This is a genomic window from Streptomyces sp. NPDC013457 (genome assembly GCF_043089925.1).
Classification (GTDB): Bacteria; Actinomycetota; Actinomycetes; order Streptomycetales; family Streptomycetaceae; genus Streptomyces.
Window position 1 is genome coordinate 502,705 of sequence record NZ_JBICBL010000004.1, and the last position, 26,809, is coordinate 529,513.

Genomic DNA, 26,809 nt, shown 5'->3' on the forward strand with positions numbered 1-26,809 from the left:
CATGCCGCCCGTCTTCGCCCACGGCCGACTGCGCCTCTACCTGCTCAAGCTCCTCGACGAGGCCCCCCGCCACGGCTACGAGGTGATCAGACTCCTGGAGGAGCGCTTCCACGGGCTGTACGCCCCCTCCGCCGGCACGGTCTACCCCCGGCTCGCCAAGCTGGAGGCCGAGGGTCTGGTCACGCACGCCACGGAGGGCGGCCGCAAGGTGTACTCGATCACCGACGCGGGCCGCGCGGAGCTGGCCGGCCGCGGCGGCGAACTGGACGACCTTGAGCGGGAGATCCGCGACTCGGTCTCCGAGCTCGCCGCCGAGATCCGCGACGACGTGCGCGGGGCCGCGGGCAAGCTGCGCAGCGACATGCGCGCGGCGGCGAGCGAGACCCGGCAGAAGGGCTCCTCGTTCGGCGACGCCAAGGAGGAGCTGCGCCGCGCCAAGCAGGAGTGGAGGGAGCAGACGCGCCAGGCCCGCGAGGAGGCTCAGTCGGCGCGCAGACAGGCGAAGGAGTTCCAGCGGATCGCCCAGCAGGTCCAGGAGCAGGTCCAGGACCGCTTCGCGCGCGGCGACTGGCCGTCGGGCGTCTGGGAGGGCATCTCGGACATCACCGCCCAGCTGGGCGGCCTGGTCACGGGTACGACGCACCCCAAGGCGTCGGGCCGTGCCACCTCCCCGGAGGAGGCCGTCTCGGACTGGGCCGTGACGGTCGAGCCCACCGGCGAGCCGGCCCGCGATCTCGACCGGCTCCTGGACCGCTTCCGCGACGACGTGCGCGACGCGGCCCGGGACCACGGGGTGACGTCGGCCCAGCTGACCGAGGCCCGCCGCCATCTGTCCACGGCGGCGGACCGGATCGCCTCGGTGCTGCGCCCGGAGCGCAAGGACGCCTAGGGCGACACCCTCTGACGGGTCTCCCGGGTGACCGTCACCGTCACCCGGGCCCCGGGCGCCGCGATCACCCAGGCCTTGCCCGCGCCCTCGCGGAGCACCACCGCCTTCCCCCGGGCCGTCACCTGCCAGGCGCCCGGGGGAAGCGACAGCTCGGTGACCCGGCTGCCGCGCCGTGACGACTCGTACGCGAGGCGGTAGACGCCCGCCCCGGAGTCGTACGAGGAGGAGGCGACCGTGCCCGCGACCGCCTCCGCGTAGGGCTCGGCCGTCAGCTCCTTGTTCGTACGGAAGGCACCGGCGCCGTCCACCGCGCAGTACCCGCCGCCGTAGCACCAGACATAGCCGGCCCACCCGCTGCCGTACCGGCCGAGAGAGGCCATCGCCTCACGGTAGAAGCGGTTCATGTTCGGCAGGGAGTTGTTGAGCGGCCCCCACTCCCCCACGACGACCGGGACCTTGTACTCCCGCGGGTACCGGGTCACCGCCTGCTCGTACGTCTCGATCCATCCCGCCGCCGGATCGTAGTCGGCTCCCGCCTCCATGGCGGTGTTGTAGAAGTGCGGGGCGTAGACGACCTTTTGGTCCTCGATCCTGCCGAGGCCGGTCGGCACGCCCTCGCCGACGATCGGCGTCGGCTCGACGAAGATCCAGGTGTTCCGGTCGACCGAACGGACGGCGTCCGCGAGCCGGTTGTACATCGGAGTCAGCTGCTCCCGTTCGATCCGGCGGGCGGCGTCCGGCAGGCCCTCGCCCTCGCGCAGCTCTCCCATCGGCTCGTTGATCAGGTCGTAGCCGAGGACGGCCGGATGGTGCTCGAAGCGGTCGGCGAGGACGCGCCACATCGCCGCCTGGGCCCGTCGCAGGTCCTCGTCCTCGTAGAGATGGGTGAAGGCGCGCTGAACGGCCGGCTCGAAGTACTCGGCGAACCAGTCGTCCGGGTGCGGGGTGAAGGGCAGGCCGTCCGTCCTGGTCGCCCAGGCCGGCACGCCCCGGTGGCCGAAGGCGGGGCCGAAGACGTCCTGGTGGGCGTCGATGAGGACATGGACGTCGTACTTCTCCGCCCAGTCCAGCACGCGCTCGATCTTCCGCAGGTAAGCCTCGCTGTAGCGGCCGCGCCTCGGCTCCAGGTCGTCCCAGAAGACGAGCAGCCGGGCGAAGTTGAAGCCCCTGGCCCGCATGTCCCTGAAGTGCCGCTCGGTGACGGCGCTGAGAGCCTGGTCACCGCGGTTCACCTTGTCCTCGACGTTCCAGCCGCGCAGGGTGAGGGCGCGGCCGCGGTCGTCCGTGACGGCGGGTATGCCGGTCGCCTGGGTCCCGGGGTCGGCGCGGGCGGCCGTGGGGGCCAGGAGCGCGGCGGCGACGGCGCCGACGGCAAGGGCCGTCCGCAGCGGTCGCAACCCCCGCGACGATCGAGATGTGCGAGATGTGCGAGACGTTCGCGGTGTTCGTGATGTTCGCGGTGTTCGCGGTGTTCGGGGCAACGGAACCTCCGGCACGAGGCGCTCGCGGTGAGCGCGGTGCCGGAGATCCCATCAGCAGATCTGACGATCCATCAAGACGTCGTCAGGACGATCTTCCCGAAGAGCTCGCCGGAGGCCATCTTCTCGAAGCCCTCGCGCGCCCGGTCCAGAGGCAGCACCTCGTCGATCACCGGCCGTACGCCCGTGGCGGCACAGAACGACAGGAGGTCCTCCAGCTCGTCCTTGGTGCCCATGGTCGAGCCGACGACCTTCAGCTCCAGGAAGAAGATCCGGGTCAGCTCCGCGTGCGAGGGGCGGTCGCCGCTCGTGGCGCCCGAGATCACCAGGCTGCCGCCGGGCCGCAACGACTTGACCGAGTGCGACCAGGTGGCGGCGCCGACGGTCTCGATGACCGCGTCCACCCGCTTCGGCAGCCGCGCGCCCGGCTCGTACGCCTCGACGGCGCCGAGCTCGACGGCACGCTTCCGCTTGGCCTCGTCCCGGCTGGTGGCGAAGACCCGCAGCCCGGCGGCCCTGCCCAGCACGATGGCGGCGGTGGCGACCCCGCCGCCCGCGCCCTGGACGAGGACCGAGTCGCCGGGGCGCACGCCCGCGTTGGTGAAGAGCATGCGGTACGCGGTGAGCCAGGCGGTCGGGAGGCAGGCGGCCTCCTCGAAGGAGAGCTCCTTGGGCTTGGGGAGCACGTTCCAGGACGGCACGGTGACGCGCTCGGCGAAGGTGCCCTGGTAGCGCTCGGTCAGGATGGAGCGGGGCTCGTCGGGGCCGACCCCGTGGCCGGACTGGCCGATGACGGAGTGCAGGACGACCTCGTCGCCGTTCTCGTCGATGCCCGCGGCGTCGCAGCCGAGGATCATCGGCAGCTTCTCCTCGGGCAGCCCGACACCGCGCAGCGACCAGAGGTCGTGGTGGTTGAGCGAGGCGGCCTTGACGGTGACGGTGGTCCATCCGGGACGTACCTCGGGCTCGGGCCGTTCCCCCAGCTCAAGGCCGTTCAGGGGCTGGTCGCGGTCGATTCGGGCGGCGTAGGCAGCGAACATGGGCCGAGCGTAGGGTCCGCCACCCGCGCGGCGGAACCACGCACGGCTGTGACACACGCATCAGCGCGTGACGACCGGAAGACCCGTACAGCCGCCCTCAGCGCGTCCACGCGACGCCTCGGCGGCGCAGCAACCGCACCCCCGCACCGTGCGGGGGCCGTCCGACGCCTCACGGCCCCGCACCCGGCCCCCGCCCCGTGTAGGGGGCCAGCCCCTGCCCCGTGTAGGCGCCCCGCACAGGCGCGTCCGCGGGCCCCGTACACGGCGAAGGGCCGCCCCGGGTTCGGGACGGCCCTTCGCGGTGTAGCGGGCGCGTCAGCGGCGCGCCACGCCCTCGGCGCGGGCGGCGGCGGCGACCGCGGCCGCGACGGCCGGGGCGACGCGCTCGTCGAACGGCGACGGGATCACGCACTCGGCGGAGAGCTCGTCGGCGACCACGCCGGCGATCGCGTCCGCGGCGGCGATCTTCATGCCCTCGGTGATCCGGGAGGCGCGGACCTGGAGGGCGCCCGCGAAGATGCCCGGGAAGGCGAGCACGTTGTTGATCTGGTTCGGGTAGTCCGAACGGCCGGTCGCCACGACGGCCGCGTACTTGTGCGCGACGTCGGGGTGGACCTCCGGGTTCGGGTTGGCCATGGCGAACACGAACGCGTTCGGCGCCATGGACGCGACCGCGGCCTCGGCGACCGTCCCGCCGGAGACGCCGATGAAGACGTCCGCGCCGGCCAGGGCGGTCTCCAGGGAGCCGGAGAGGCCGGCCTTGTTCGTGATCTCCGCGAGCTCGCGCTTGACCGGCGTCAGGTCGTCCCGGTCCAGACTGACGATGCCCTTGCGGTCCGCGACGGCCACGTCGCCGAGCCCCGCCTCGAGGAGGAACTTGGCGATGGCGACACCCGCCGCACCGGCGCCGGAGATGACTCCGCGCAGTTCACCGAGGGTACGGCCGGTCAGCTTCGCCGCGTTGCGGAGCGCGGCGAGGGTGACGACGGCGGTGCCGTGCTGGTCGTCGTGGAAGACGGGGATGTCCAGGCGCTCCTGGAGCTTGCGCTCGATCTCGAAGCACCGCGGCGCCGAGATGTCCTCCAGGTTCACTCCACCGAAGGACGGCGCGAGCCTGACGACGGTCTCCACGATCTCGTCGGTGTCCGTGGTCGCGAGCGCGATCGGCACCGCGTCCACGCCGCCGAACTGCTTGAAGAGGATCGCTTTCCCCTCCATGACCGGAAGCGAGGCCTCCGGGCCGATGTCGCCGAGTCCGAGCACCGCCGTACCGTCGGTCACGACCGCGACGACCTGGGACTTCCAGGTGTAGTCGTGGACCAGTTCCGGCTGCTCGGCAATCGCGGTGCACACCTTGGCGACGCCGGGCGTGTACGCGAGGGACAGGTCGTCCTTGTCGCGGAGCGGCACCGTGGCCGAGATGGCCATCTTGCCGCCGCGGTGCAGCGCGAAGGCCGGATCGAAGGGCTCCTGAGCCCCATCCGTACCGCTCTCGCTGCGAGGATTGACGATCTCCGCTGCCATTGGGTTGACCCCTTAAGTCTTCTTCATTTGAGGGTGGCCACTCCTGGTTGAGGAGGGGTGGGCGGGTCCCGCGGTCGCCGTGTCTGGCAACCGCGCGGGCGCGCCGCACAACGCGCCCTGAGCCCCGGATGAGGGGTGTAAGGATCCTTCTTACCGGACGTACATCACGGTAGACGAGTCCAATACGGAGCGGTGATGTGGCTCATACAGCCGTATTGGCACCTTGCGCACACCAGGCGCGTCGCCCGATGTCCGGATACGTTCGACCGTAGACCGAATCGTGGTATTCGTGTCGTCCGAATGGCGAGATCAACCGCAGATTTTCCGGCGGTAACAAGAAATCTCGGGAGAAGGTCCGGCCTTGATGTACCGGCCTGTCGGGATTCGGGGGTCACCCGTTATCCGATTTTGACATGCGAGGCCGTCCGATTCGGGCGGTCCGAATGGCAAGATGCGCGTAATCACACGAGGTCGCGACACCCGAAGGTGCGTGCGCGGCCTATGGCAACTCCCTCACACGCCGGAGGAACCCGACCATGACCGCACGCTCCACGCGCTGTACGACCGCCAAGACCCGCACCTCCCGTCTTGCCGCGGTCGCCGCCATCGCGGTCGCCGGCTCCATGCTGCTGACCGCCTGCGGCGACCAGACCGAGGGCGGCTCGACCCCCGAGGGCGGCACGACCAGCGGCGCCGCCAGCAACGCGCCCCTCTTCTCGAAGCTGCCCGCCGACATCCAGAAGTCCGGTGTCGTCAAGGTCGGCACGGACGCCTCCTACGCCCCGATGGAGTACACCGAGGGCGGCAAGATCGTCGGTGTCGACCCCGACATCGCCGAGGCGCTCTCCAAGCAGCTGGGTGTGAAGTTCGTGTTCACCTCCGGCACCTTCGACGGCCTGATCACCTCGCTGGAGACCGGCCGCCAGGACCTGATCATGTCCTCGATGACGGACAACAAGAAGCGTCAGGAGGGCCTGGACGACGCCGGGAAGAAGATCGGCAAGGGCATCGACTTCGTCGACTACTTCAGCTCCGGCGTCTCGCTCCTCGTGAAGAAGGGCAACCCGCAGGGGATCAACTCCCTCGACGACCTGTGCGGCAAGACGGTCGCCGTCCAGCGCGGCACCATCTACGAGGACACCTTCAAGGCGCAGGCCGAGAAGTGCGGCGCGAACAAGCTCACCATCCAGGCGTTCGACACCGACGCCGAGGCCCAGACCCGCGTCAAGGCCGGCGGCGCCGTCGCCGACCTGAACGACTACCCGGTCGCCGCGTACATCGCGAAGACCTCGGGCGGCGGCAACGACTTCGAGGTCGTCGGCAGCCAGAGCGACGTCGGTCTCTTCGGCATCGGCGTCTCCAAGGACGACACGCAGCTGCGTGACGCCGTCAAGGAGGCGCTCGACGCGATCATCAAGGACGGCTCGTACGAGAAGGTCCTGGAGAAGTGGGACGTCGCCGACAGTGCCGTCAAGCAGGCCACCGTCAACGCCGGCCAGTGATCACCACGCTCCGCTGAAGGGCAGTCATCGTGACTGACAAGATCGACAAGGGTCCGGCCGACAGTCCGGTCGGGCCCGGCGCCTCGGGCACCCCCTACGAGGCGATCAAGGCAATCCCCGTGAGGCACGTCGGCCGCTGGATCAGCGCCGTCGTCGTCGTCGCGCTGCTCGGCTGGCTCGTCTACGCCTTCTCCCAGGGCAACGTCATCTGGGACACGGTCTGGGACAAGCTGTTCGACCCCTCGGTCCTCGAGGGCCTCGGGAACACGATCATCATCAGCGTCGCCTCCATGGCGCTCGGCCTCGTCCTCGGCGTCGTCTTCGCCGTGATGCGGCTGTCGAAGAACCCGGTGACCGGCGCGGTCGCCTGGCTCTACATCTGGTTCTTCCGCGGCACGCCGGTCTACGTCCAGCTGCTGGTCTGGTTCAACCTGTCGCTGATCTTCGAGTACATCAACCTCGGACCGATCTACAAGAACGAGACCGTCGACGTCATGACGCCGTTCATGGTCGCGCTCCTCGGCCTCGGCCTGAACGAGGGCGCGTACATGGCGGAGATCGTCCGGGCCGGCATCCAGTCGGTCGACGAGGGCCAGACCGAGGCGGCGCACGCGCTCGGCATGTCCCAGACGAGGACCATGCGGCGGATCGTTCTTCCGCAGGCGATGCGGGTGATCGTGCCGCCGACGGGCAACGAGTTCATCAACCTGCTGAAGACCTCGTCGCTGGTCTCGGCGGTGCAGTACACGGAGCTCCTGAGGGCCTCCTCGAACATCGGCAGCACGGCCGGTGCCGTCATGGAGATGCTCTTCGTGGCGTCGATCTGGTACCTGGCTCTGACCAGTGTGTTCAGTGTGGGTCAGTACTACCTGGAGCGGCACTTCTCGCGGGGTTCGCTGCGGTCCCTGCCGCCGACGCCGCTGCAGCGCATCCGTACTAACCTGAACATGTTCAAGCGTTCTCCGGAGGCGACGCGATGACGGCCATGGTCAAGGCCGAGGGCGTTCACAAGTCCTACGGCGCGGCGCACATCCTGCGGGGCATCGACCTGGAGGTCGCTCCCCGTGAGGTCTTCTGCCTGGTCGGCCCCTCGGGCTCGGGCAAGTCGACGTTCCTGCGGTGCATCAACCACCTGGAGCGCATCGACGGCGGCCGGCTCTCGGTCGACGGCGAGCTGGTGGGCTACCGCCAGAAGGGCGACAAGCTCTACGAGCTGAAGGACAGCGAGGTCGCGGCCCAGCGCCGGGACATCGGCATGGTCTTCCAGCGGTTCAACCTGTTCCCGCACATGACGGCCCTGGCCAATGTCATGGAGGCGCCGATCCAGGTGAAGGGCGAGTCGAGGGCCGTGGCCCGCGAGCGCGCCGAGCGGCTCCTGGACCGGGTCGGCCTGGCCGACAAGGCCGGGAACTACCCCTCGCAGCTCTCCGGCGGCCAGCAGCAGCGTGTCGCCATCGCCCGCGCGCTGGCGATGGAACCGAAGCTGATGCTGTTCGACGAGCCGACCTCGGCCCTCGACCCCGAGCTGGTGGGTGACGTCCTGGACGTCATGCGCGACCTCGCCGAGGACGGCATGACGATGATCGTCGTCACCCACGAGATGGGCTTCGCCCGCGAGGTCGGCGACAACCTCGTCTTCATGGACGGCGGCGTCGTCGTCGAATCCGGCCACCCCCGCGACGTCCTGGGCAACCCCCAGCACGACCGCACCAAGGCGTTCCTCTCCAAGGTGCTCTAGCCGGCAGGGAGAAGGGGCGGTACGGGAATCCGTACCGCCCCTTCTCCGTACACACGGTCGGGTTACTTCACGGCCAGCACGAGGGTGTCCGAGGGCGAGGCCCAGACCGGCCGGGCCTCGGCGAAGCCGGCGGCTCGGAGGATCTCCGCGTGGCGGCGGGCGGACGGCATGTCGCCGTCGGCGTGCTCGCCGTAGATCTCGAAGCGGCGGGCGGTCGGTCCGGCGAGGACCGGGTCCTTGGCGGCCACGGCCCACCACTCGGCCCAGTCGAGGGCGCCGGCGGCCTTGGCTCGGTCCATGACGGCGTGGCGGTGGGCGCGCTCGGCGGCGTTGATCCGGGGGGTGGTCTCGTCGATCATGTGGTCGGCGTTCATGAAGACACCGCCGTCCCGGACGAGGCCGGCGAGCTGCCCGTAGAGCGCGGTGAGCGGCTCGGTGTGCAGCCAGTGCAGTGCGGTGGCGGTGAGCACGGCGTCGTACGAGTCGTACGGAAGCGCCGTGGCCCACTCGGGGTCCTTGAGGTCGGCGGTCACGAAGGTGGCGCGGTCGTCGCCCTCGAAGTACCCCTCGGCGATGGCGAGGAGCGCGGGGTCGAGGTCGACGCCGACGCTGGTCGCCTTCGGGAACCGCTTGAGGAGCCGATCCGTAATACTCCCTGTACCGCACGCCAGGTCCAGGACGCGGGGCTCCGGCCCCACCACGGCCTCGACCATGTCGAGCATCACGCGGAACCGCTCCTCGCGGTCCGGCATGTACCACTCCTGCTGGCGGTCCCAGCTCTCCTGCCAGGCCGCCCAGTCGGTTCCGGTCGTCGCCGCGTCCGTCATCGCTCTACCTCGCCCTCTTCGTAATACCCTCGAAGGGGGAACGTCCATTACCCCCTCCGCACCCGACCCTAGACCTCCGCAGTAAGGACTACAAGTGGAACTGGCCTATTACTCGGATTACGCCGTGCGTCTGGTCAACACCGAGGAGCCGGCCCGCGGCAAGGACTCCCTGACGTCGGTCGAGGCGGTCCGGGAGCTCTTCGGCGCGGCCTCCCAGATGGCCCGGCGCGTGACGGACGCCGACGTGACGCGCTTCCGTTCGGTACGGGCCCGGCTGCGCGCGGTCTTCACCTCGGCCGACGACGGCGACCACACCCAGGCGGTGGACCTGCTGAACTCGCTCCTCCTGGAGTTCCCCGTCAGCCCGCAGATCTCGGGCCACGACTACCTGGACGACGAGGGCCACCCGCGCTGGCACATGCACCTCGCCGATCACCCGTCGAACGCGACGGCGGGCTTCGCCGCGATCGCGGCGATGGGGCTGGCCTTCCACCTGACGGAGTTCGGCGCCGACCGGCTGGGCCTCTGCCAGGCGGCACCGTGCCGCAACGCCTATCTCGACACCTCGACCAACCGCTCCCGCCGCTACTGCTCGGACCGCTGCGCGACCCGCGCCAACGTGGCCGCCTACCGGGCCCGCAAGCGCCTGGAGGCCGAACGGCCGGACCGGACCGGCCTCAGCGCGGAGAACAGCCAGGAGACCACGACCGCCACCGAGCGCTGACGCCCGGGCGTGACGGGCCGGTACCGCGCCCGTACGCGCCCGAGGACCAGCTCGGCCGGCACGGCGCCGAAGACCCGGCTGTCGCCCTCGGCATCCGGGTTGTCCCCGAGCACCCACCAGCCGGCGCCCTGTCGCTCGATCAGACGCTTCACGATGAGCAGATCCTGCTGGAGCGGGTGACGCAGCACGGCCACGCTGCCGGGCCGCAACCGCCCGCCGTAGTGCACGAGGAGCTGGTCGCCGTGGAGCAGCGTGGGCACCATGGACACCCCCGTCACCTCGGCGATCCCGAACAGAGGCCCGGCCTCCCGCCCCGGCTCCCGCCCCGCGTCCGTCATTCCGGCACCTCCCGATCCGATCGTCCACTCGTACACGAGTCCCATGGTGACCCTGGACTTTTGTCCTAAGCCCTAGGGGGCGCTCGCGAAAACAGCCTTCTCGGGGAGTAATCTCCCACCTGAGAAGACGATCACGAGGAAGGACAGCCAATGCTCTCCCGCCTGTTTGCCCCCAAGGTGAAGGTCAGCGCCCACTGCGACCTCCCCTGCGGTGTCTACGACCCGGCCCAGGCCCGGATCGAGGCCGAGTCGGTCAAGGCCGTCCAGGAGAAGTACCAGGCCAACGAGGACGCGCACTTCCGCGCGCGTGCCACGGTCATCAAGGAGCAGCGCGCGGAGCTCGCCAAGCACCACATCTCGGTGCTGTGGAGCGACTACTTCAAGCCCCCGCACTTCGAGAAGCACCCGGAGCTGCACCAGCTCATCAACGACACCCTGAAGGCCCTCTCGGCCGCCAAGGCGTCGACGGACCCGAAGACGGGCGAGAAGGCGCTGGAGCTCATCGCCGAGGTCGACCGCATCTTCTGGGAGACGAAGAAGGCCTGACCCCCGGTCACGCCCTCGGACCCACGGCCCCCGGGCCGCAGGTCCCCAGCCCGCACCCGGCCCGCAGGCCGCCGAACCCGGCGTCCCTGACGGCCCGGGTGCGGTCTCTTTTCCGCCCCTCGATCGGCCTGACCGGCCCTCGTCACCACCGGACCACGCCTGGGGCGGTGATGGAGCTTCCGGAGCCGTCGTACCGATCAGTCCCAGGAGGACGGCGGCTGGTCGACTCGACCGCCCCTGTGGGCTGTGGTGATGTGGTCACGCACACCGCCGGGAAGGGAGGCGACGCACTCCGACGAGCAGGCGTTGACCAGCAGCGGCAACACGTCGGTGGCCACGCGCAGGGAGATCCACACCTGCTGGAGTCCGCCTCGTGGAACCGGACCGTCGCAGACGCTACAGCCTGGGAAGGCTGTGGGACCCCAACGCCCGGGATCCAGACGCTCCGGATCGAGGCCCGTGAGGGAGGCAGAGGACGACGTCAGCTTGGGGAACGGCGGCCGGAGCTTGAAGTTGCCGAAGAGGGCTCGCGTGCTCACCGTGCTGCGGGCCAGCCGTCGGCAACGGGTGATCTCGTAGGGAAACCAGTGCAACCGGTAGGAGGTGTATGGGGTGAACTCCTCCAGGCCGGTCATTGCCCCGATCTCGGGCGGAAGCCGAACCAGGTTGCTGCCGTAGAGCACGAGGTGCTTGACCGCAGTCAGTTTGGCGATGCTCGGCGGCAGGGTGATGACCTGCCGACGCTCCTCCGGGCTCAACTCGATCAGCGGTTTGAACTCTTCGCGCCCGTCGGCGGCAGCCTCCTCGACCAGCTCCAGAAGTCGCCGCCACCCCTGCGCAGTAGGGTCCTGCCGCTCCGCGTGAAACCCGACGCGGGCTCGCGGACGGGGCCTTGACTGGTCGAAGCAGGAGCAGAAGTCCCGGAAGACCGCGCGCCTTCCCTGCACCGGCACCGGCACATCGGCCCATCGGTTCGCAACGACCGGCGGCTCTCCCGTGTCCGTCATGGCGCAACGGTACCGAGGCCGTCGCAGGCCGTCGCAGGGCTTAGCCGCGAATACGCGATGAGGTGGCGGATCGCGACGGCCTCCCCGCCTGTGCGGTCGTGGCGCTCACTACGCTGGCAGGCATGAACACGCCGTCGGCCCCACGACTGACCCCGGAAGCCGCCCGTGCCCTGCAAGGCGTGCTTCGAACCGAGATCGCTCCGGGTCTCACCGAGCGGGAGCTCGACGCGGTCGAGACGAGGTTCGGCTTCACCTTCTCGGCAGACCACCGCGTCTTCCTCGCCACCGGGCTCCCGCACGGCTCGTCACGGTGGCCCGACTGGCGCGACGGCGACCCCGAGGACCTGGCCGGGCGGCTGGCGTGGCCGGTGGACGGGGTGCTCTTCGACGTGGAGCACAGCGGGTTCTGGCATCCCGCCTGGCCGTCCAGGCCGGCGGAGAAGTCCGAGGCACTGCGCGTCGCCAGGACCGAGCTGGAGAGCGTGCCGCAGCTGGTCCCGGTCTACGGGCACCGCTACCTGCCGGGCACGGCGGGCGAGCACGGTCACCCCGTCCTGTCCGTCTACCAGACCGACATCATCCTGTACGGGAACGACCTCGCCGACTACATCCAGTACGAATTCACCGGCCGGTCGAGCGGCCTCCGCGCCCACGCGACCGTCGACTTCTGGTCGTACTTCGTGGAGAGCGGACCGGGCATCGACGTCACCGCGCCCACACCGTTCACTCCGTACGCCGTGACCGCGCAGGAGGCCGTCGACTGCATCCGGATGCTGGCCCTGGAGCGCCTGATCGACCGTCGGCACCACCCGGAGCAGCTCGTCGAAGCCGGCCTGACGGCGTTGGTCCTCGGCGTCGAGACGGAGTCCCTCGCCCTCCTCGCCGGCCTCTCCCGCTCCGAGCACGAGCATGCCGACGCCCTTTTCGACCAGGTGCTGGACGAACTCGGCCTGCTCCAGGACCTCCCGGCCGACACCGCCGACCTCCCCTGGGAAGCGGCCCGCTGGGAACTCGTGCACCGGTGGCTCCAGCTGATCGTCAAAGGCAGCCTGGCCCCCGGCGCCGGCGGTGACCTGATCACGTACGAAGGGTGGCGCCCTTTGGCCCACCCGCAGCAGCTCAAGCCCCTGTTCGAGAAGACCGAGGCCTACAACGACGGGGCGGCGATCCGACAGAGAGACCGGGAACACCTGGCGGAACAGATCGTCGAGGAGGCGGGCCGCCTGCTGGACGGGCCCTGGCCGCCGCTGGACTGAACTCGGCGTCGAAGGGCAGGCCGGCGACTGCGGCGATCAAGTCCGCAGGTCACCGACCTGGTCGCCCACCAAAAGACGAAGAAGGCCTGACTCACGGTCATGCCCGGCGTCCTGGACCTGATGCTCCACCCCGAGCTCGTCGAAGAGGTCACGACCGGCCGCGAAGAGGCGTACCGCCTCCTTCGTCCGACCCTGGGCGAGTTCCGCGGCGCCCAGAGCCATCATGCTCTCGGCCACGGCCGCCTTGCTGCCCATGAACGACGAGACGTGCAAGGCGCGTCTGGCCAGACGGACAGCCAGACCTCCATCCTGTTCCAGGAGCGCCGCGCGTGAACGCTCGCCGAGCGCCAGCCGCTCCCCTTGGGCGTTGCCGATTTCCCGGAAGGCCCGGACCGCCCTGGCCAGGCTGACATTCGCCTCGGCCGCCGCGCCCTTCATCAGCATGAACACACCGGAGAGCAGAAGACAGTTGGCCTGGCCCAGACGGCTCTCGAGGTGCCCATAGGCTGTCGCAGCGCGAGTCACATGTGCGAGTGCCTCGTCGAGTGCGCCTTGGTGGGCCAGCACCTGGGCGCTCAGCAGGTTCGTGTCGGCCACGCCGAGCTCGTTGCCGATGGAGGAGTACAGAGCCGCGGCATCACGCAGCGATCCGTGGGCGGCGTCCGCGTCACCCTCTGTCAGCTCCAGGAAGGACAGTTCCGCCCGGGACGCCGCCTCGCCCAGACGGTCGCCGATCTCGCGGTAGAGACTCAGCGCTTCGTGAAGCGCGTTCCGGCCTTCCTCGGCACGCCCCTCGCGCAGATAGATCCCGCCTTCCTCTCGCAGGGCATTGGCCACGCCGAGTCTGAAGCCGAGGCCACGGTATTTCGAGACGGCCTGCCGGAGCGCCTCCCTGCTCTCGCCGAGCCGGCCGACCCTGCGCAGCGCAGAGCCGTGCTCCCAATGGACGTTGGCCTCCCCCAGTACGTCCCCGAGTTGCTCGTAGAGCTTCGCGGCCACGCTGAAGCACTCGGAGGCCGTGACGTAGTCGGCCTGCCGGGCCGCGACGGATCCCAGATGCAACTGGCAGTTCGCCCCGTTCTGGGTGTCCCCGGTGGTCAGGCAGATGTCGAAGGCCTGCCTCAAGAGCTCCTTTGCTCTGGTGAGCTCGCTCCGCCGCTGCGACACGGTCCCCAGGAGAAGCAGAGCCTTGGCTTCCTCTCGCCCGAGGTCCTCCTCGCGTGCGATCCGGAGTGCCTCTTCGGCGTCGGCGACCGCGTCGTCCAGACGGCCTTGGTGGAGGGAGATGTCGGACCTGAGCGTCAGGGCGTGGCTCACCAGGCCGGGCATCGTGCGGAGGAGGCCCTGGCGGACCTCGTGGGCGGTGACGAGCTCGATGACCCTGAGGCCTGAGTCGTAGTCGCATGCCAGGTTCGCCGCCTGGAAGAGGCGGTGCCACTCCCCGTCCTTGCTCGTGTCGCCGGAGCAGAACCGGTGGTACAGCTCGTCCTCCAGATCACCCGAGCGGGAGAAGTAGGCGGCCGCCCGCCCGTGCCACTCCAGGAGCCTCAGCGGCTCCTGCCCCTCGAGGTGGCTGAGGATGGCACCGCGGACCATGGGGTGGAAATGCCACGACGACCTCTGCCGGTGAGCCCTGCGCAACTGGACGAACGAGTACGCGGTGAGGCTCTCGAACCAATCGTCACCCTGGAGAGCATCCGCCAGAACAGCGGCGATGGCCTCCTTGACCACGGACCTCAGGGTCGCCGCAGCGACGACGACGGCTCTCCTGTGCTCCGGGATGCGGCTCAGGAACACGTGGGGGAGCCACTCCTCGGCAGGGCGGTCACGTGCCGTCCGTTCAAGCTCGAAGAGGTCGATCTCGCTCCAGTCGAGGATCGCCGCGGTGTCGCTCAGCATGCTGGTCCAGCCGGGATGGCCTTTGCACAGGCGGTAGACGGCCTGCTGGAATCCTGCGGCCGCTTGACCGCGCGAAGCCAGATAGGCGTCGCTGTCGGTCGGGGACCAGTTCCGCAGCTCTCGCCGCCGGCAACGGATGCCGGGCTTCATCGGAACCTCCTCGCGGCCGGCGAGCACCAGTCTCAGACCCTTCGCGCTGGTCAGGAGGTGCGGGACGAAGCGATTGGCGAACCAGTGACCGATCCCGTCCGTGCCCCGGGCTCCTCCGCCGGCCTCGAAATGGGCGACCTCGTCGAGGTAGTGAAGACGCTCGGTGGTGTCCACGAACAGGACCTGACCCGACAGGTCCGCCTTCCGCAGGTCGTCACACAGCGCCCGTACCAGCTTCGACCTGTTGAGCGCCCGGAGGTTCGCCAACGGCTCCGTGATGCTGCCGGCGCTCAGGGAGACCGGAGAGTCGACGATCGACGAGCCGCCTCGGGCGATCACCGACGCCTTGAGCGTGATGTTGCGGGTGAGCAGCGCCTGTTCGTCGGCGTCGGCCCGGTCCGCCGCACGGCGGTAGGTGGGGGTTCCGGTTCCGCACCAACCACCGAGCACGTCGGCGAGCTCGTCCAGAAGCTCCCGAGCGGCGTCGGCGGAGTGGGAGGAGGGAATCCGCCGACCGGCCGTGTACTCGAGGTCCACGACATATCCGTCCTTCGGACAGCGCGCGGCGAGGTGTTCGACCAGAGTGGACTTCCCCTGACCCGCCACACCCCAGTAGAGAAGCACCCGATCGTCACTCTGGAGGAACTCCTCGAATTCCGCCGTCTCGTCCTCGCGCCCCAGCAACGCCCCGCCCGCGTGGTCCGCCACGGTCCTCCCCCTCAGTGAACGGTGATGTCGCTGCCGCTGACTGTCCCTCGGTCGGAGGCATGCTGGGTCACCTCGGCGTCGCTGCCCACCGTCACGGTGCTTGCCTCGATGCTGCCGCCCTCCGCGGACCTGTCGACAGTGACGTGGGAGGCGGACGCGGCGACGTGGGTCGGAGAGCCGGCGATCCGCCCTCCATTCGTGGCACGGACACGCACCGCGATCCGGCGCTCGGCGTTCTGGGCACGTGCGCGCACGAACTCGAGGGTGGCCCAGACGAGAGCGCACGCCACCGTGGCGCCGATCAACGACAGGCTCCATTGATCAGTCATCAGGTTCACACAGACGCTCACCAGCACGCCCGCGACGACGGACGCACCGGCCATGAGCCCACGATGGTGCAACACCCTCACCCCCGATATTCGTAAGGCCATCAGAATTTCATACACCTCCCGGCGCGTTGCGAGGCAACGGGCACGACATCCGTCACCGTGGCGGCTCCACCGGGAGGCTGTAGCGGAGTTTCGGCTTCGCCGTGGCTACCAGGCGGTCGTAGAAGCGGATCGCGCCCTCGTTCCAAGTCGGGGTCAATGAGCCCCACTGGTCGGCGCCCTCCACCAGTCAACGACGGAGAACCGGTTGCTGCACCAGCAGCTCGCCGACCGCACCGGCGTAGTCCGCACGCTGCCGACGCAATCCCGCTCGGAGACAGCTCGCGCCCACTGTGGTCCAGGGCAACCGACGGAATTCGTTGACCAGCCATAACATGCTTCCGCCGGGTTGGCTTCCCGCGCAGGAGTGCCCACGTTCCCGCCCCTGCGGGTCGCCGCTGACCTGAACGCCCCCGATCACCGATGGGGGCAGCCGAACCGACTGTGTCTCGTCACCTGGAGCGGCACATTTCGTCGGTAACCCCAGGCTGCGGGCCTCCCACAACCTCTGTGTCACACCTCGGTGGCAGACTGCGGCACGACGAGGTTTCGGAAGGGCAGGGCGTCGCGGCAGGGGTCACCTGTCGAACGCACTGCTCGGGGGTGGCTGGTGCCACGGGGGAGATGTTCGGCTGTGATCTTCGACAGTCTTGATGTGTCGTACGGCGAGATGTGGGGTTCCTATCGGGGAATGACCCATCGGAGCCCGATGTCACGCGCGCTCGCGGCACGCAAGCATGCGGCCGGGAAGGATTACTCGGTTCTGCTGTCCGCGCGGGAGCAACCGCTGGCACTGGTCGAATACTGGCCGGGGCGGATGTGGCGTGTGTATCTGTTCGACGACAGGTCTTGGTGCATGCAGATGATCGACCTCAAGCCGCACGGCACGGGGATGTTGCTGGCTCAGCAGAGCATCCGATGGCAGTTTCCCAACGATCAGGCGCACTTGTACGGGAAGTGGGATGTTCAAGAGACCACCACCGTCTCAGCCGACGGACAGATCGAGGTGAAGTCCGAGTTCGCCGGACGGCAGGGCGGATCGACGGAGTCATCGCACGATCGAGCATCCGGCCCGTCGAGCGTCCCCGGACGGCGGTTCGCGACGCCCGTCGAGGACTTCCTCTGTCCCGCACCGGACTTCGGCGACTGGCAAGTGTTCGCTCCGCTCCTCACCCAACAGGGCCACGAGTCCGCCACGACCGTAGTGCTGAACGACAGGTCGGTGGACGAAGGATCGGGACCGCTGCGCGCCACCGGAATTGAGCAACTGTTCAATCCGGGTGCGTGCGACACCCGGGAGGGGCCGGCCGTCGTCGAGCCCATTGACGCCGGCATGCTGCGGATCACCTCAGGGCAGCTGGCGGTCTCGGACCCCGGCTGGATCAGCAACCCGCGGACCGTCGCAGTGCCGCTAGGCGACTTCCCGGTCACACTGTCGCTTTTGCGCACGAAACACGGGGCCGATGTCGCCGCGGCCAGGGTGACGTTTCTGGACGCCCCTCCCCATAGGTGGGAAATGACCCTCCGGCCCGACGAGGACCTGGGGCTGCTTGGCGAGGGCCAGTTCTACGGGGTTGGCGTGGATACCGGCACAGCGGCTTTCATGGATGCGACGCGGACCGTGACCGAAGACCAGCTGGACGACGACATTTTCATACCCCTCGACAGCGACAGCCATTTCAGCGTCGAACTGCCCGGCCCAGAGCCCGAGCCGAATCTCATCGCCTTCCGTGCCGGCCGAGGCGACGGCTCCTACCCCGTCTGGACCGGCCGCACCGAAGACGGACAGGTTGGTTGCGTCGTCGTCGACTTCCAGCTCCATTCCGCCGCCGGGACAGAGTAAGGATCGCCGACCACCTGCGCGAGGCTGCACCGGCCGGTCAGTTGGGCGGACTGCTTCACTTCAACACGCTGAACTTGAAAGAGAAGTGATCCGCGGCCAGTTCGGCGACCCGGTCCCGGTCCTCCGGCCACGCGTGCCGTACGCCGCACCGGCCGATGGCGGCCTCTCCCCGGGGTGGTCCGCGTCGGGCGAGGTGTCTGCGCGGTCCGTCATGCCGTCATCATGCCCGCCCCCACCGACATCCCGTGGTGGCGGAGCCACCGGCGGTACGGCGCCGCGCGGTGCGCCGCCTCGCGGTACGCCTCCGCGAGGTCCGCGTACAGGGGGTCCAGGAGGGCCTCCTCGCGGGCGTAGAGCAGCAGGCGTACCGCCAGGGGGTCGTCGCGCAGGGGGCGGATCGCCATGTCCTCCCGTGGCAACGATGTCGGTTGGCAGGGTGCCACCGCCTCGCCGAGCGCGATCAGGGACGCCGCCGTGTGGTAGTCGCCGTGGAGCAGCGGCGGGTCGATGCCGGCCTCGCCCAGGACCCGTCGCAGCCCGTCCCATTCGCCGTCCACCGTCGGGTCGACCATCCAGCGGTCCTCCGCCAGGTCGGTCAGCTCCACCACCGGCAGCGCGGCGGCCGGGTGGTCGCGGGCCAGCGCGACGAACTGCGGCTCCCGTTCGACCAGGACCCGGGCCAGCAGGCCGTCCGGTACCCGCAGCGGACAGCCCTCGACCTCGTGGACGAAGGCGACGTCCAGCTGCCCCGCCGCGAGCGACCGCAGCAGCGCGTTGGCGGAGACGTCCATGTGGAGTGCGATGTCCGTGCCGGTGAGGCCCTGGCGGAGCCGGCGCAGCCAGCCCGGGAGGGCCCTGCTCGCCGTCGACCCGACCCGCAGGAGCGGCCCGTCGGTGCGCGCCGCCGCGGCCCTCGCCTCGGTGATCAGCGTGGCCATCTGGTCGACCAGCGGGCGGGCCCTGCTGAGCACCGAGCGGCCGAGCGGTGTGGGACGGCAGCCGGTGCGCCCGCGCGCGAAGAGCTCCGCGCCCAGGGAGTTCTCGATCCGGCGCAATTGTGTCGTCAACGAGGGCTGGCTCATGCCCAGTTGCCGTGCCGCCTTGTGCAGGCTGCCCGTCTCCGCGATGGCGCAGAGTACGCGCAGATGTCTCACCTCCAGCTCCATGCCCCGAGAGTAGGGCGGCACCCCGCGCCGCACCAGACACCCTCATCCCTCCAATTGGCGTGAAATCGGAGGGAGTTGGGTTAACCGGAGCGGGATCGACCGGAGGAGGACGGCGCAGGGACGGCCCTTCCGCGCACCCCGGTGGCGTGATGCGTTCGCGCTATCGCCTGCTGCCATCATCCGCACCCGCCCGGGCTCCCCCGACACTCTCCCCAACCGACCAGGAGGAGCCACCCCCCATGAGACACCCCAAGGTCCTCACCACCTCGCTCGCCGCCACCCTCGGCCTCGGACTCGCCGCCGCGCTGGGCGTCCCCACCGCCTCCGCCGCAACCGTCGAATCCGTCGCCGCGCCCGCCGGGTACGCCGCCTACGAGGGGTCCGCCGAGGACGCCAGGGCGACCAAGGCCTTCCACGAGGCCGTGATGAAGTCCGTGGCGAAGAAGCGGGCCGCCAACCCCGGCGCGGCCGCCGTCACCGTCGTCTACAGCGCCTCCAACGCCCCGAGCTTCCGTACGCAGATCTCCCGGAGCACCCAGATATGGAACAGCTCGGTGGTCAACGTACGACTGGTGGAGGGCAGCAACCCGGACTTCCGCTACTACGAGGGCAATGACTCGCGCGGCTCGTACGCCAGCACCGACGGCCACGGCAACGGGTACATCTTCCTCGACTACCGGCAGAACCAGCAGTACAACTCCACCCGCGTCACCGCCCACGAGACCGGGCACGTCCTCGGCCTCCCCGACCACTACTCGGGCCCGTGCAGCGAGCTGATGTCCGGCGGCGGCCCGGGCACCTCCTGCCAGAACGCCCAGCCCAACGCCCAGGAGCGGTCGCGCGTCGACCAGCTCTGGCGCAACGGCCTCGCCACGGCCTTCAAGGCGTTCTGACCGCCTGCCCGAACCGCGTCCCGGCGGGGCGGACGGCAGCGGCCGCCGTTCGCCCCGCCGAGAGCGAACATCCTTGGATCCGGGGTGTGTCACCTGAAAGCTGGGGGTGACACATCCCGGATCAGGAGGCGTTCCATGACCGCCGAGCACACGAACACCCTGTACGAGGCCGTGGGCGGTGCCGACGCCCTGCGCCGGCTCTCCGAGACCTTCTACGAAGCGGTGCTGGCCGATCCCCTCCTCGCGCCGGTCTTCGCCGACTTCACCGCCGCCCACGTCGAGCACGTCGCCGTATGGCTGGCGGAGGTCTTCTCGGGGCCCGCCGGGTTCACGGCGGAGCTCGGCGGGCACCAGTCCCTGCTCCGCGCCCATCTCGGTCTGGGCATCACGGAGGAACAGCGGCTGCGGTGGATGGAGTTGATGACGGCGGCCGTGGAGAAGGAGCTGCCGGACGACGAACTGCTGCGGCGCCGCGTGGTGGAGTACTTCGACTGGGGGACGCGGATCGCCAAGGACGTCGCGGCCTCGGCGCCGGGCACGGATCTCGGCGAACCCGGACCCACCCCGCGCTGGGGCTGGGACGGCCTCGCCTGACCACGGCCTCGCCCGATCGCCGTCCCGCCGCCCGGTGGTGGTCTCTCCCGTCACGCGGACGGGAGAGGCCACCGGGTGCGTCCTCAGGGCAGGAAGGCCCAGAACGGCCCGTCAGGCGCGAGGTTGCGGGAGCACAGCATGACGTCCCTGCCTTTGAGGTAGGCCAGCAGCCACTCGCCGAACGTCATCTCGTAGAGGGTCCAGGACGGACTGTCGAATTCCTGGACCACCACGCGCCACGGCGACGAGGCGTCGTCGGGAACGCGGAGGAAGACCGCCTCGCCCGTCGTCGCCGACGCCACCGGGATCAGCTCTCCGGGGTTGGGCCCCACCGGACTCGGCAGGAACTCCACCATGTCCTCGTCGCGCCAGAGTTCCAGATCCCCCCGGATGCTCTCCCCGAGGCTGTGCAGGAGATGGCCGGCGGGGTGCGTCAGATACAGCTGTCTGTTGATCTCGATCGAACCGTAGGCGTCCACGATCTCGCGGAAGTCCGCGGGAAACGCGACACCGAGCTCCTGCTCCAGTTCGGTCCACGGAGCCGCATCCGACCAGTTGAACCGGGGTTCGCCCAACAGGGCCGTGATCTCCGGCAGCGTCGCCATCGCCGGACTCCTCTCGTCAGGCCGTCTGCAGCAGCCGACGGCCGAACGCCGCGCCCTGCGGCAGCTGACGCCTCACCCGGTCGAGCGCCTCCTCGAAGTCGCCGCCCGCGATGCCCGACTCGTAGGCCGTCCCGCCGTAGTGCAGCGTCAGGCTCAGGTCCGCCCGCTCGCCGAGCGTCAGCAGGCAGCAGAGAGTGGCCTGCTGGGTGGCGCCTTCCAGCACGACGGGGAGCGGAAGGTCCCATTCCAGGACGCAGCCGGTGAGGGCCTCACCGTTCTTCTCCGCCGCATCCGCCGTCCCTGCGGCGCGCAGGGCGGCGAAGCTCGCGCCCGTGTACTCGACTCCCCTGATGCGGGCGGACACCTGCCGTCCGTCCACCGTGATCACGATCGCTTCCGCGCCGTTGCGGTCCCGGTACCAGCCGGTCCAGACTTCCGTCGACTCCGATGACATGCGCGGACTGTAGCGGTCTGACCGGCTTCTTCGCGCGGCCGGTCACCCTGTGGCCGGACTTCTCCCGGTCTCGCCGTTCTTGCCGGTCACGTGCGGGGTAGCGGCTTCCGTGCCGTCGTCGGCGACTCCCGCGGGAACGCCGTTCGCCACCGCGCCCGCGGCCTCCCCCGCACCGTCGCCGGGCTCGTCGCCCTCGCCGCCGGCGCGCTCGGGCCGGACGTAGAGCCCGCACCGCGGGTTACGGCACGGCTGCACTTCCCACTCCGGCACCCAGGCCCCGAGGACCTTGTGCCGCTTCGCGACGATGCCGAGGGACTCTCCGCAGGCCGGGCATGTGGGCGTGGCCTGCGGGTCCCGTACCGTGCGCGGGGTTTCGCTGCCCATACCTCCCAGGGTAGGGCGCGCCCCTGGTCACCGCTTCCTGGTGTACGTACGGACGAGCACGCCGTTGTCGAAGGTCCGCACGGCGCCCAGTTCGAAGTCGCGGGGCTCGAACCCGGCGCCGAACATCGGCATTCCGGAACCGTAGACCTGCGGGTACGTCTTGATGATGAGCTCGTCGATCTCCTCGATGAGCTCGCCCGCGACGATGGAACCGCCGCAGAGCCAGATGCCGAGCGGGCTGTCCTCGGCCTTCAGCTCACGGACCCGGCCGACCAGGTCGTCGGCGATCAGCTCGACGTTCGGGTCGGGCGACTCGGTGAGCGAGCGGCTCGCGACGATCTCCCTCATGTGCCCGTACGGGCTGGTGACGCCGATGTCCAGGGCGAGCTGGTAAGAGCCGAGGCCCTGGATGACGGTGTCGAAGTGCTTGTTGTCCGCGTCGATACCGAGCGCCTCACGCCCCTGCGTGGGGATGGTCTCGGGGTACTCGGCGGCCATGAACCCCACGTACTCCGGGTCCAGGAACGCGAACATGGACGTGGCGTCCCCCTGGGGGTCGCCGATGAAGCCGTCGATGCTGCACGCGATGTAGTAGGTGAGCTTGCGCAAACCGGTCCTCTTCGTCTGTCGGATGTCCGAGATGTGCGGCCGCGTCAGCAACCACGACGGATATAGTGCTTCACCTGTAGTGGTTACGCAAGGGCTATCTTCCGGAGAGAAGCGGAATCAGGAGGTCCGGTGGCGAGAAATCCCGAGCGGCGAGCGGCGCTGCTCGACGCGGCGATCGAGGTCCTCGCAGACGAAGGTGCCCGTGGGCTCACCTTCCGAGCGGTGGATGCCCGGGCGGGTGTGCCCACGGGCACCTCGTCGAACTACTTCACCGACCGGGACCAGCTGCTCTCCCAGGTCGGGGACCGGATCTTCGTACGGCTCACCCCGGAGCCGGGCTCGGTGGACACGGCCATGCGGCCCGAGCCCAGCCGCGAGCTGGTCGTGGAGCTGATGCGGTGGCTCGCGCGGCGGTTGGCCGCCGAGCGCACCTGCTACCTGGGGCTGTTCGAACTCCGTCTGGAGGCCACCCGCCGCCCCGAACTGCGCGAGCAGCTCACGAAGGTGCTGCGCCACGACCTCGACCTCAACATCCGCATGCACCTCGAAGGGGGGATGCCGGGCGACGCGGACACCGTCCGGCTGCTCTACTTCGCCCTGACCGGACTGCTCTTCGACCACTTCACGGTCCCCGGGCTCCATGGCGACCGCGAACTGGACGACCTCATCGAGACGGCGGTCCGCCGGATCGTCCCGGAGGACCGACCGGTCACCGCGTCCGGCGCGTGACGAACTCCGCCAGGGCGAGCAGATCCCCGGCCGCGGCCAGGTCGGGGACCGCCCGGGAGAGCTGCTGCACGGCGCGGGCCATCCGGTCGGCCGCCTGGGCCTGCGCCCAGTCCCGGCCGCCCGCCCGCTCGACGGCGTCCGCCGCCGCGCGTACGGCCCGGGCATCCAGTTCCTTACGCGAGTACAGCTCGGCCAGCTCCTCCCCCGCCACGGTCCCCGAGGCGAGCGCGGCGACCACCGGCAGCGACTTCTTGCGGGCGGCGAGATCCGCGCCGGCCGGCTTGCCCGTGCGGTCCGGATCGCCCCAGATGCCGATCAGGTCGTCGATGAGCTGGAACGCGAGCCCGGCCTCCCGGCCGAACGCGTCCATCGCCGCGACCTCCTCCTCCGCCGCGCCCGCGTACAGCGCGCCGAGGGCGCAGGCGCAGCCGAGCAGGGCGCCGGTCTTGGCGGTGGCCATCGCCACGCACTCGTCCAGCGTGATCTCGTGCGGAGCGCGCTGCTCGAAGGCGCAGTCCGCCTGCTGGCCGGCGCAGAGCTCGATGACGCAGGCGGCGAGCCTGGCCGAGGCGGCGGCCGCGACCGGGTGCCCGTCCTCGGCGAGCAGCCGCAGCGCGAGCGCGAGCACGGCGTCGCCCGCGATCAGCGCCTCGGGGATGCCGAACACCGTCCAGGCCGTCGGCCGGTGCCGGCGGGTCGGGTCCTCGTCCACGATGTCGTCGTGGAGCAGGCTGAAGTTGTGCGCGAGCTCCACCGCGGCGGCGGCCCGCACGGCGGGCGCCGGGTCGCCGCCGAGCGCCCGGGCGGCGGCGAGGACCAGAGCGGGCCGGATCGCCTTGCCCGTCCGGCCGTCGGCCGGGGAGCCGTCGGCCTGCTCCCAGCCGAAGTGGTACATCGCGACTTTCCGTATGTCGCCCGGTAACGACTCGATGGTGGAACGCAGTTGGGGATCGACGACGCTCCGCGTCTGGTCGAGGAGCGCCACGGCGTCCTGGGGGTCGGCCACGGCGTCCGCCCGGGTCATGGTCACAGTTCCTGCTTTCGTCAAGGCTCGGCGCTCGGTACCGGGCGCTCGGTACTCGGGCTCGGTACTCCGCACGGCGGCCGTGACGGGGGCCGGTCGGCACGGCCCCCGTCACGGCCACCAGGACCGGCGCGTCAGCGCCAGCGGCTGACCTCCACGTTCTCCAGGACTCCCAGGGCGTCGGGCACGAGGACCGCCGCCGAGTAGTAGGCCGTGACGAGATAGGAGATGATCGCCTGCTCGTCGATGCCCATGAAGCGGACGGAGAGGCTCGGCTCGATCTCGTCCGGGATGCCCGTCTGGTGCAGGCCGATCACACCCTGCTCGGACTCGCCCGTACGCATGCAGATGATCGACGTGGTCCGGGCGTCGGAGACCGGAATCTTGTTGCACGGGTAGATCGGCACCCCGCGCCAGGTCGGGATCCGGTTGCCGTTGATCTCGATGGACTCGGGGACGAGGCCGCGCCGGTTGCACTCGCGCCCGAAGGCGGCGATGGCGCGCGGGTGGGCGAGGAACATCTTGGAGCCCCGGCGGCGCGAGAGGAGCTCGTCCATGTCGTCCGGGCTGGGCACGCCGTCGTGGGGCTGGAGGCGCTGTCCGTAGTCGCAGTTGGAGAGCAGGCCGAACTCGCGGTTGTTGATCAGCTCGTGCTCCTGGCGCTCGCGCAGCGCCTCGACCGTGAGCCGCAACTGCTGCTCGGTCTGGTTCATCGGCTGGTTGTAGAGGTCGGCGACCCTGCTGTGGACCTTCAGGACCGTCTGCGCGACCGAGAGTTCGTACTCGCGCGGCGAGGCGTCGTAGTCCACGTACGTGTGCGGGACGGTCGCCTCGCCGACATGGCCGGCGGAGAGGTCGATCTCGGCCTCGCCGTACTTGTTGGTGCGCTGGTGGGGCAGGGCGGCGATGCTCGCGAGGTGGTCGGCGAGCGAGGTGGCCCGCTCGGCCAGGTTGCGCACGTCGTCACGGGTCAGTTCGAGGACGGTACAGGCGGTGGCCGCGCGGGCCGTCCACTCCCATGTGGTGTCCGGGTGGGTGAGCGCGCTGTCGCCGAAGTACGAACCGTCGGCGAGGACGCCGAGGATCGCCTCGTCGCCGTACGGTCCCTCGCCGATCTGCTCGATCCTGCCGTGCGCCAGGAGGTGGACGCGGTCGGCGGACTCGCCTGCGGAGGCGATCAGCTCGCCCGGCGCGTACTCCCGCTGCCGGCACCGCGAGGCGAGTTCGGCGAGGGCCTCCTCGTCCTCGTAACCACGCAACGCGGGGAGTTCGCCGAGTTCGGCTGGGATCACCGCGACACGCTCTCCGGTCTGCACGAAGGTGACGCGACCGTCACCCACGGAGTAGCTGAGCCTCCGGTTCACCCGGTAGGTACCGCCCTGGACCTGCACCCACGGCAGCGTGCGCAGCAGCCACCGGGAGGTGATCTCCTGCATCTGGGGCGCTGACTTGGTGGTGGTAGCCAGGTTCCGCGCGGCGGCGGTACCGAGACTCTGCTGCGGGGCTGTCTGTTCCGCGCGGACCTCGTCGCCAACCGAACCAACGGACATGGAACTCCCTCTCGATGTGAATGACCTGCGAGAGGAAGCCTTTCAGCACGGAGAGTGCGCGCGCCATTACACAAATGAGTGGGAGTGATCGGCTTCTGGCTGGGCATGCCCTTCGGTTCCACTCGAACAGCGCAGCTCCGCCCGCCCATGGCGCCGTGTCCGGATCGGCTCGCACACCGGCCGAACGGGATAGCCGCGGAGTCGCTCCCTCCGGTACTCCGTTGCACGGGGCACTTCGACCCCGTCCCGTTCCGCTTATCCCGAAGGAGGCGGTCATGGCCCCACCCATGTCCCCGAGCAGGTTCCTCGACGCCCTCCGCGCCGAGGGCCTCTCGGTCGTCCAGGTCGGCGAGTGGCGTACGCACAACCGCAACCACAAGGGCCCCTGGGGGCCGGTCCACGGCGTGATGATCCATCACACGGTCACCCGGGGCACCGCGAACACCGTCCGGCTCTGCCGGGACGGGCACGACGCCCTGCCCGGGCCTCTCTGCCACGGTGTGATCGCCAAGGACGGCCGGGTCCATCTCGTCGGCTACGGCCGCGCCAATCACGCGGGGGCCGGCGACGACGAGGTGCTGCGGGCGGTCATCGCCGAACAGCGCCTCCCGCCGGACAACGAGGCCACGACGGACGGCAACCGGCACTTCTACGGCTTCGAGTGCGAGAACCTCGGTGACGGCAGGGACCCGTGGCCGAAGGTCCAGCTGGAGGCCATCGAGAAGGCCGCGGCGGCGGTCTGCCGGGTGCACGGCTGGACCCAGCGCTCGGTGATCGGCCACCTGGAGTGGCAGCCGGGGAAGGTCGACCCGCGCGGCTTCACGATGGCCTCGATGCGCGCCCGGATCGGCGAGCGCCTGCGGTAGGCGCCTGCGGGGAAGGGGGCGGCCCGGAGGGGACAATG

General features: G+C 70.0%; 27 protein-coding genes. 12 read left to right on the forward strand and 15 right to left on the reverse strand.

The features are described 5' to 3' along the window. Position 1 precedes the first annotated feature (1 nt). A complete protein-coding gene (locus ACF1G2_RS14075; RefSeq protein WP_391798488.1) occupies positions 2-889 on the forward strand; it encodes a helix-turn-helix transcriptional regulator in 888 nt (295 codons plus the stop codon). Here the strand turns inward: ACF1G2_RS14075 and ACF1G2_RS14080 are convergent. From ACF1G2_RS14080 to ACF1G2_RS14090, 3 genes are all read right to left on the reverse strand, one after another. Beyond that, positions 886-2,286 (reverse strand): cellulase family glycosylhydrolase, encoded by a 1,401-nt coding sequence (locus ACF1G2_RS14080; protein WP_391798489.1) that lies wholly within the window; start codon positions 2,284-2,286, stop codon positions 886-888. The two genes, ACF1G2_RS14075 and ACF1G2_RS14080, sit on opposite strands and share 4 nt — an antisense overlap. A 155-nt stretch (positions 2,287-2,441) precedes the next feature. Next, a complete protein-coding gene (locus ACF1G2_RS14085; protein ID WP_391798490.1) occupies positions 2,442-3,407 on the reverse strand; it encodes a zinc-binding dehydrogenase in 966 nt (321 codons plus the stop codon). Between the two features lie 315 nt (positions 3,408-3,722). Next, a complete protein-coding gene (locus tag ACF1G2_RS14090) occupies positions 3,723-4,931 on the reverse strand; it encodes an NADP-dependent malic enzyme (RefSeq protein WP_391798491.1) in 1,209 nt (402 codons plus the stop codon). A 536-nt stretch (positions 4,932-5,467) separates the two neighbouring features. Here ACF1G2_RS14090 and ACF1G2_RS14095 point away from each other — a divergent pair. Genes ACF1G2_RS14095 through ACF1G2_RS14105 form a run of 3 tightly spaced genes read left to right on the forward strand, consistent with a single transcriptional unit; the run spans position 5,468 to position 8,171 of the window. Further along, positions 5,468-6,433 carry an ABC transporter substrate-binding protein gene (locus ACF1G2_RS14095; RefSeq protein ID WP_391798492.1) on the forward strand — a complete coding sequence of 322 codons (966 nt, stop codon included), beginning with the start codon at positions 5,468-5,470 and terminating at the stop codon, positions 6,431-6,433. 29 nt (positions 6,434-6,462) lie between these two features. Continuing rightward, positions 6,463-7,413, forward strand: coding sequence for an amino acid ABC transporter permease (locus ACF1G2_RS14100; protein ID WP_391798493.1), 951 nt, complete (start codon positions 6,463-6,465; stop codon positions 7,411-7,413). Beyond that, positions 7,410-8,171 carry an amino acid ABC transporter ATP-binding protein gene (locus ACF1G2_RS14105; RefSeq protein ID WP_391798494.1) on the forward strand — a complete coding sequence of 254 codons (762 nt, stop codon included), beginning with the start codon at positions 7,410-7,412 and terminating at the stop codon, positions 8,169-8,171. The genes ACF1G2_RS14100 and ACF1G2_RS14105 overlap by 4 nt, the downstream gene beginning before the upstream one ends. 62 nt (positions 8,172-8,233) lie before the next feature. On the opposite strand, the gene ACF1G2_RS14110 is transcribed toward ACF1G2_RS14105, so the two are convergent. Further along, positions 8,234-8,998, reverse strand: coding sequence for a class I SAM-dependent methyltransferase (locus tag ACF1G2_RS14110; RefSeq protein WP_391798495.1), 765 nt, complete (start codon positions 8,996-8,998; stop codon positions 8,234-8,236). Between the two features lie 94 nt (positions 8,999-9,092). Between ACF1G2_RS14110 and ACF1G2_RS14115 the strand changes: the two genes are divergently transcribed. Then, positions 9,093-9,722: a CGNR zinc finger domain-containing protein gene (locus tag ACF1G2_RS14115; RefSeq protein WP_391798496.1), complete on the forward strand. Its 630-nt coding sequence runs from the start codon at positions 9,093-9,095 to the stop codon at positions 9,720-9,722. Here ACF1G2_RS14115 and sodX read toward each other — a convergent pair. Then, the gene (gene sodX / locus ACF1G2_RS14120) at positions 9,626-10,060 is read right to left on the reverse strand and encodes a nickel-type superoxide dismutase maturation protease (RefSeq protein WP_391798578.1); all 435 of its coding nucleotides are present in this window, start codon (positions 10,058-10,060) and stop codon (positions 9,626-9,628) included. The two genes, ACF1G2_RS14115 and sodX, sit on opposite strands and share 97 nt — an antisense overlap. Positions 10,061-10,210: 150 nt before the next feature. Between sodX and sodN the strand changes: the two genes are divergently transcribed. After that, positions 10,211-10,606: a superoxide dismutase, Ni gene (gene sodN / locus ACF1G2_RS14125; protein ID WP_352187010.1), complete on the forward strand. Its 396-nt coding sequence runs from the start codon at positions 10,211-10,213 to the stop codon at positions 10,604-10,606. 197 nt (positions 10,607-10,803) lie between these two features. Here sodN and ACF1G2_RS14130 read toward each other — a convergent pair whose 3' ends face one another. Next, positions 10,804-11,613: a leucine-rich repeat domain-containing protein gene (locus ACF1G2_RS14130; RefSeq protein ID WP_391798497.1), complete on the reverse strand. Its 810-nt coding sequence runs from the start codon at positions 11,611-11,613 to the stop codon at positions 10,804-10,806. Between the two features lie 122 nt (positions 11,614-11,735). Here ACF1G2_RS14130 and ACF1G2_RS14135 point away from each other — a divergent pair, with 122 nt between their 5' ends. Beyond that, positions 11,736-12,869 carry a hypothetical protein gene (locus ACF1G2_RS14135; protein ID WP_391798498.1) on the forward strand — a complete coding sequence of 378 codons (1,134 nt, stop codon included), beginning with the start codon at positions 11,736-11,738 and terminating at the stop codon, positions 12,867-12,869. Between the two features lie 36 nt (positions 12,870-12,905). Here the strand turns inward: ACF1G2_RS14135 and ACF1G2_RS14140 are convergent, their stop codons facing one another. Both ACF1G2_RS14140 and ACF1G2_RS14145 read right to left on the reverse strand, forming a co-directional pair. After that, positions 12,906-15,626 (reverse strand): hypothetical protein, encoded by a 2,721-nt coding sequence (locus ACF1G2_RS14140; protein WP_391798499.1) that lies wholly within the window; start codon positions 15,624-15,626, stop codon positions 12,906-12,908. A gap of 11 nt (positions 15,627-15,637) precedes the next feature. Next, on the reverse strand, positions 15,638-16,009 hold the full coding sequence (locus tag ACF1G2_RS14145; RefSeq protein ID WP_391798500.1) for a hypothetical protein: 372 nt from the start codon (positions 16,007-16,009) through the stop codon (positions 15,638-15,640). A gap of 679 nt (positions 16,010-16,688) precedes the next feature. Here ACF1G2_RS14145 and ACF1G2_RS14150 point away from each other — a divergent pair. After that, the gene (locus tag ACF1G2_RS14150) at positions 16,689-17,897 is read left to right on the forward strand and encodes a DUF4241 domain-containing protein (RefSeq protein WP_391798501.1); all 1,209 of its coding nucleotides are present in this window, start codon (positions 16,689-16,691) and stop codon (positions 17,895-17,897) included. 209 nt (positions 17,898-18,106) lie between these two features. On the opposite strand, the gene ACF1G2_RS14155 is transcribed toward ACF1G2_RS14150, so the two are convergent. Further along, positions 18,107-19,063 carry a LysR family transcriptional regulator gene (locus ACF1G2_RS14155; protein WP_391798502.1) on the reverse strand — a complete coding sequence of 319 codons (957 nt, stop codon included), beginning with the start codon at positions 19,061-19,063 and terminating at the stop codon, positions 18,107-18,109. Positions 19,064-19,302: 239 nt separating this feature from the next. On the opposite strand from ACF1G2_RS14155, the gene snpA reads away from it, so the two are divergent. Next, complete coding sequence (gene snpA, locus ACF1G2_RS14160) at positions 19,303-19,956, forward strand: snapalysin (protein ID WP_391798503.1); 654 nt, start codon at positions 19,303-19,305, stop codon at positions 19,954-19,956. A gap of 135 nt (positions 19,957-20,091) precedes the next feature. Then, positions 20,092-20,550: a group II truncated hemoglobin gene (locus ACF1G2_RS14165; protein ID WP_391798504.1), complete on the forward strand. Its 459-nt coding sequence runs from the start codon at positions 20,092-20,094 to the stop codon at positions 20,548-20,550. 83 nt (positions 20,551-20,633) lie between these two features. On the opposite strand, the gene ACF1G2_RS14170 is transcribed toward ACF1G2_RS14165, so the two are convergent. Genes ACF1G2_RS14170 through ACF1G2_RS14185 form a run of 4 tightly spaced genes read right to left on the reverse strand, consistent with a single transcriptional unit; the run spans position 20,634 to position 22,602 of the window. Next, entirely contained in the window at positions 20,634-21,155 is a 522-nt protein-coding gene (locus ACF1G2_RS14170; protein WP_391798505.1) for an SMI1/KNR4 family protein, read from the reverse strand. A 16-nt stretch (positions 21,156-21,171) separates the two neighbouring features. Continuing rightward, on the reverse strand, positions 21,172-21,609 hold the full coding sequence (locus ACF1G2_RS14175) for a DUF6304 family protein (RefSeq protein WP_391798506.1): 438 nt from the start codon (positions 21,607-21,609) through the stop codon (positions 21,172-21,174). A gap of 42 nt (positions 21,610-21,651) precedes the next feature. Next, positions 21,652-21,993 (reverse strand): hypothetical protein, encoded by a 342-nt coding sequence (locus ACF1G2_RS14180; protein ID WP_391798507.1) that lies wholly within the window; start codon positions 21,991-21,993, stop codon positions 21,652-21,654. 27 nt (positions 21,994-22,020) lie between these two features. Next, a complete protein-coding gene (locus ACF1G2_RS14185; RefSeq protein ID WP_391798508.1) occupies positions 22,021-22,602 on the reverse strand; it encodes a dihydrofolate reductase family protein in 582 nt (193 codons plus the stop codon). A 129-nt stretch (positions 22,603-22,731) separates the two neighbouring features. Between ACF1G2_RS14185 and ACF1G2_RS14190 the strand changes: the two genes are divergently transcribed. Then, the gene (locus ACF1G2_RS14190) at positions 22,732-23,331 is read left to right on the forward strand and encodes a TetR/AcrR family transcriptional regulator (RefSeq protein ID WP_391798509.1); all 600 of its coding nucleotides are present in this window, start codon (positions 22,732-22,734) and stop codon (positions 23,329-23,331) included. Here the strand turns inward: ACF1G2_RS14190 and ACF1G2_RS14195 are convergent. Further along, positions 23,312-24,355, reverse strand: a complete 1,044-nt coding sequence (locus ACF1G2_RS14195) for a family 2 encapsulin nanocompartment cargo protein polyprenyl transferase (protein WP_391798510.1) — start codon at positions 24,353-24,355, stop codon at positions 23,312-23,314. The genes ACF1G2_RS14190 and ACF1G2_RS14195 overlap by 20 nt on opposite strands. Positions 24,356-24,489: 134 nt before the next feature. Beyond that, entirely contained in the window at positions 24,490-25,905 is a 1,416-nt protein-coding gene (locus ACF1G2_RS14200; protein WP_391798511.1) for a family 2B encapsulin nanocompartment shell protein, read from the reverse strand. A gap of 275 nt (positions 25,906-26,180) precedes the next feature. Here ACF1G2_RS14200 and ACF1G2_RS14205 point away from each other — a divergent pair, with 275 nt between their 5' ends. After that, positions 26,181-26,771 (forward strand): N-acetylmuramoyl-L-alanine amidase, encoded by a 591-nt coding sequence (locus ACF1G2_RS14205; RefSeq protein ID WP_391798512.1) that lies wholly within the window; start codon positions 26,181-26,183, stop codon positions 26,769-26,771. Positions 26,772-26,809 lie beyond the last annotated feature (38 nt).

Bases quoted from the DNA above. Each gene is read 5' to 3' on its own strand.
- ACF1G2_RS14155 (WP_391798502.1), bottom strand. From the start codon at position 19,063: ATGGAGCTGGAGGTGAGACATCTGCGCGTACTCTGCGCCATCGCGGAG.
- ACF1G2_RS14135 (WP_391798498.1), top strand. From the start codon at position 11,736: ATGAACACGCCGTCGGCCCCACGACTGACCCCGGAAGCCGCCCGTGCC.
- ACF1G2_RS14195 (WP_391798510.1), bottom strand. From the start codon at position 24,355: ATGACCCGGGCGGACGCCGTGGCCGACCCCCAGGACGCCGTGGCGCTC.
- ACF1G2_RS14175 (WP_391798506.1), bottom strand. From the start codon at position 21,609: ATGTCATCGGAGTCGACGGAAGTCTGGACCGGCTGGTACCGGGACCGC.
- ACF1G2_RS14165 (WP_391798504.1), top strand. From the start codon at position 20,092: ATGACCGCCGAGCACACGAACACCCTGTACGAGGCCGTGGGCGGTGCC.
- ACF1G2_RS14105 (WP_391798494.1), top strand. From the start codon at position 7,410: ATGACGGCCATGGTCAAGGCCGAGGGCGTTCACAAGTCCTACGGCGCG.
- ACF1G2_RS14075 (WP_391798488.1), top strand. From the start codon at position 2: ATGCCGCCCGTCTTCGCCCACGGCCGACTGCGCCTCTACCTGCTCAAG.
- ACF1G2_RS14095 (WP_391798492.1), top strand. From the start codon at position 5,468: ATGACCGCACGCTCCACGCGCTGTACGACCGCCAAGACCCGCACCTCC.
- sodN (WP_352187010.1), top strand. From the start codon at position 10,211: ATGCTCTCCCGCCTGTTTGCCCCCAAGGTGAAGGTCAGCGCCCACTGC.
- ACF1G2_RS14200 (WP_391798511.1), bottom strand. From the start codon at position 25,905: ATGTCCGTTGGTTCGGTTGGCGACGAGGTCCGCGCGGAACAGACAGCC.
- ACF1G2_RS14110 (WP_391798495.1), bottom strand. From the start codon at position 8,998: ATGACGGACGCGGCGACGACCGGAACCGACTGGGCGGCCTGGCAGGAG.
- ACF1G2_RS14130 (WP_391798497.1), bottom strand. From the start codon at position 11,613: ATGACGGACACGGGAGAGCCGCCGGTCGTTGCGAACCGATGGGCCGAT.
- ACF1G2_RS14180 (WP_391798507.1), bottom strand. From the start codon at position 21,993: ATGGGCAGCGAAACCCCGCGCACGGTACGGGACCCGCAGGCCACGCCC.
- ACF1G2_RS14170 (WP_391798505.1), bottom strand. From the start codon at position 21,155: ATGGCGACGCTGCCGGAGATCACGGCCCTGTTGGGCGAACCCCGGTTC.
- sodX (WP_391798578.1), bottom strand. From the start codon at position 10,060: ATGACGGACGCGGGGCGGGAGCCGGGGCGGGAGGCCGGGCCTCTGTTC.
- ACF1G2_RS14145 (WP_391798500.1), bottom strand. From the start codon at position 16,009: ATGGCCGGTGCGTCCGTCGTCGCGGGCGTGCTGGTGAGCGTCTGTGTG.
- ACF1G2_RS14085 (WP_391798490.1), bottom strand. From the start codon at position 3,407: ATGTTCGCTGCCTACGCCGCCCGAATCGACCGCGACCAGCCCCTGAAC.
- snpA (WP_391798503.1), top strand. From the start codon at position 19,303: ATGAGACACCCCAAGGTCCTCACCACCTCGCTCGCCGCCACCCTCGGC.
- ACF1G2_RS14090 (WP_391798491.1), bottom strand. From the start codon at position 4,931: ATGGCAGCGGAGATCGTCAATCCTCGCAGCGAGAGCGGTACGGATGGG.
- ACF1G2_RS14205 (WP_391798512.1), top strand. From the start codon at position 26,181: ATGGCCCCACCCATGTCCCCGAGCAGGTTCCTCGACGCCCTCCGCGCC.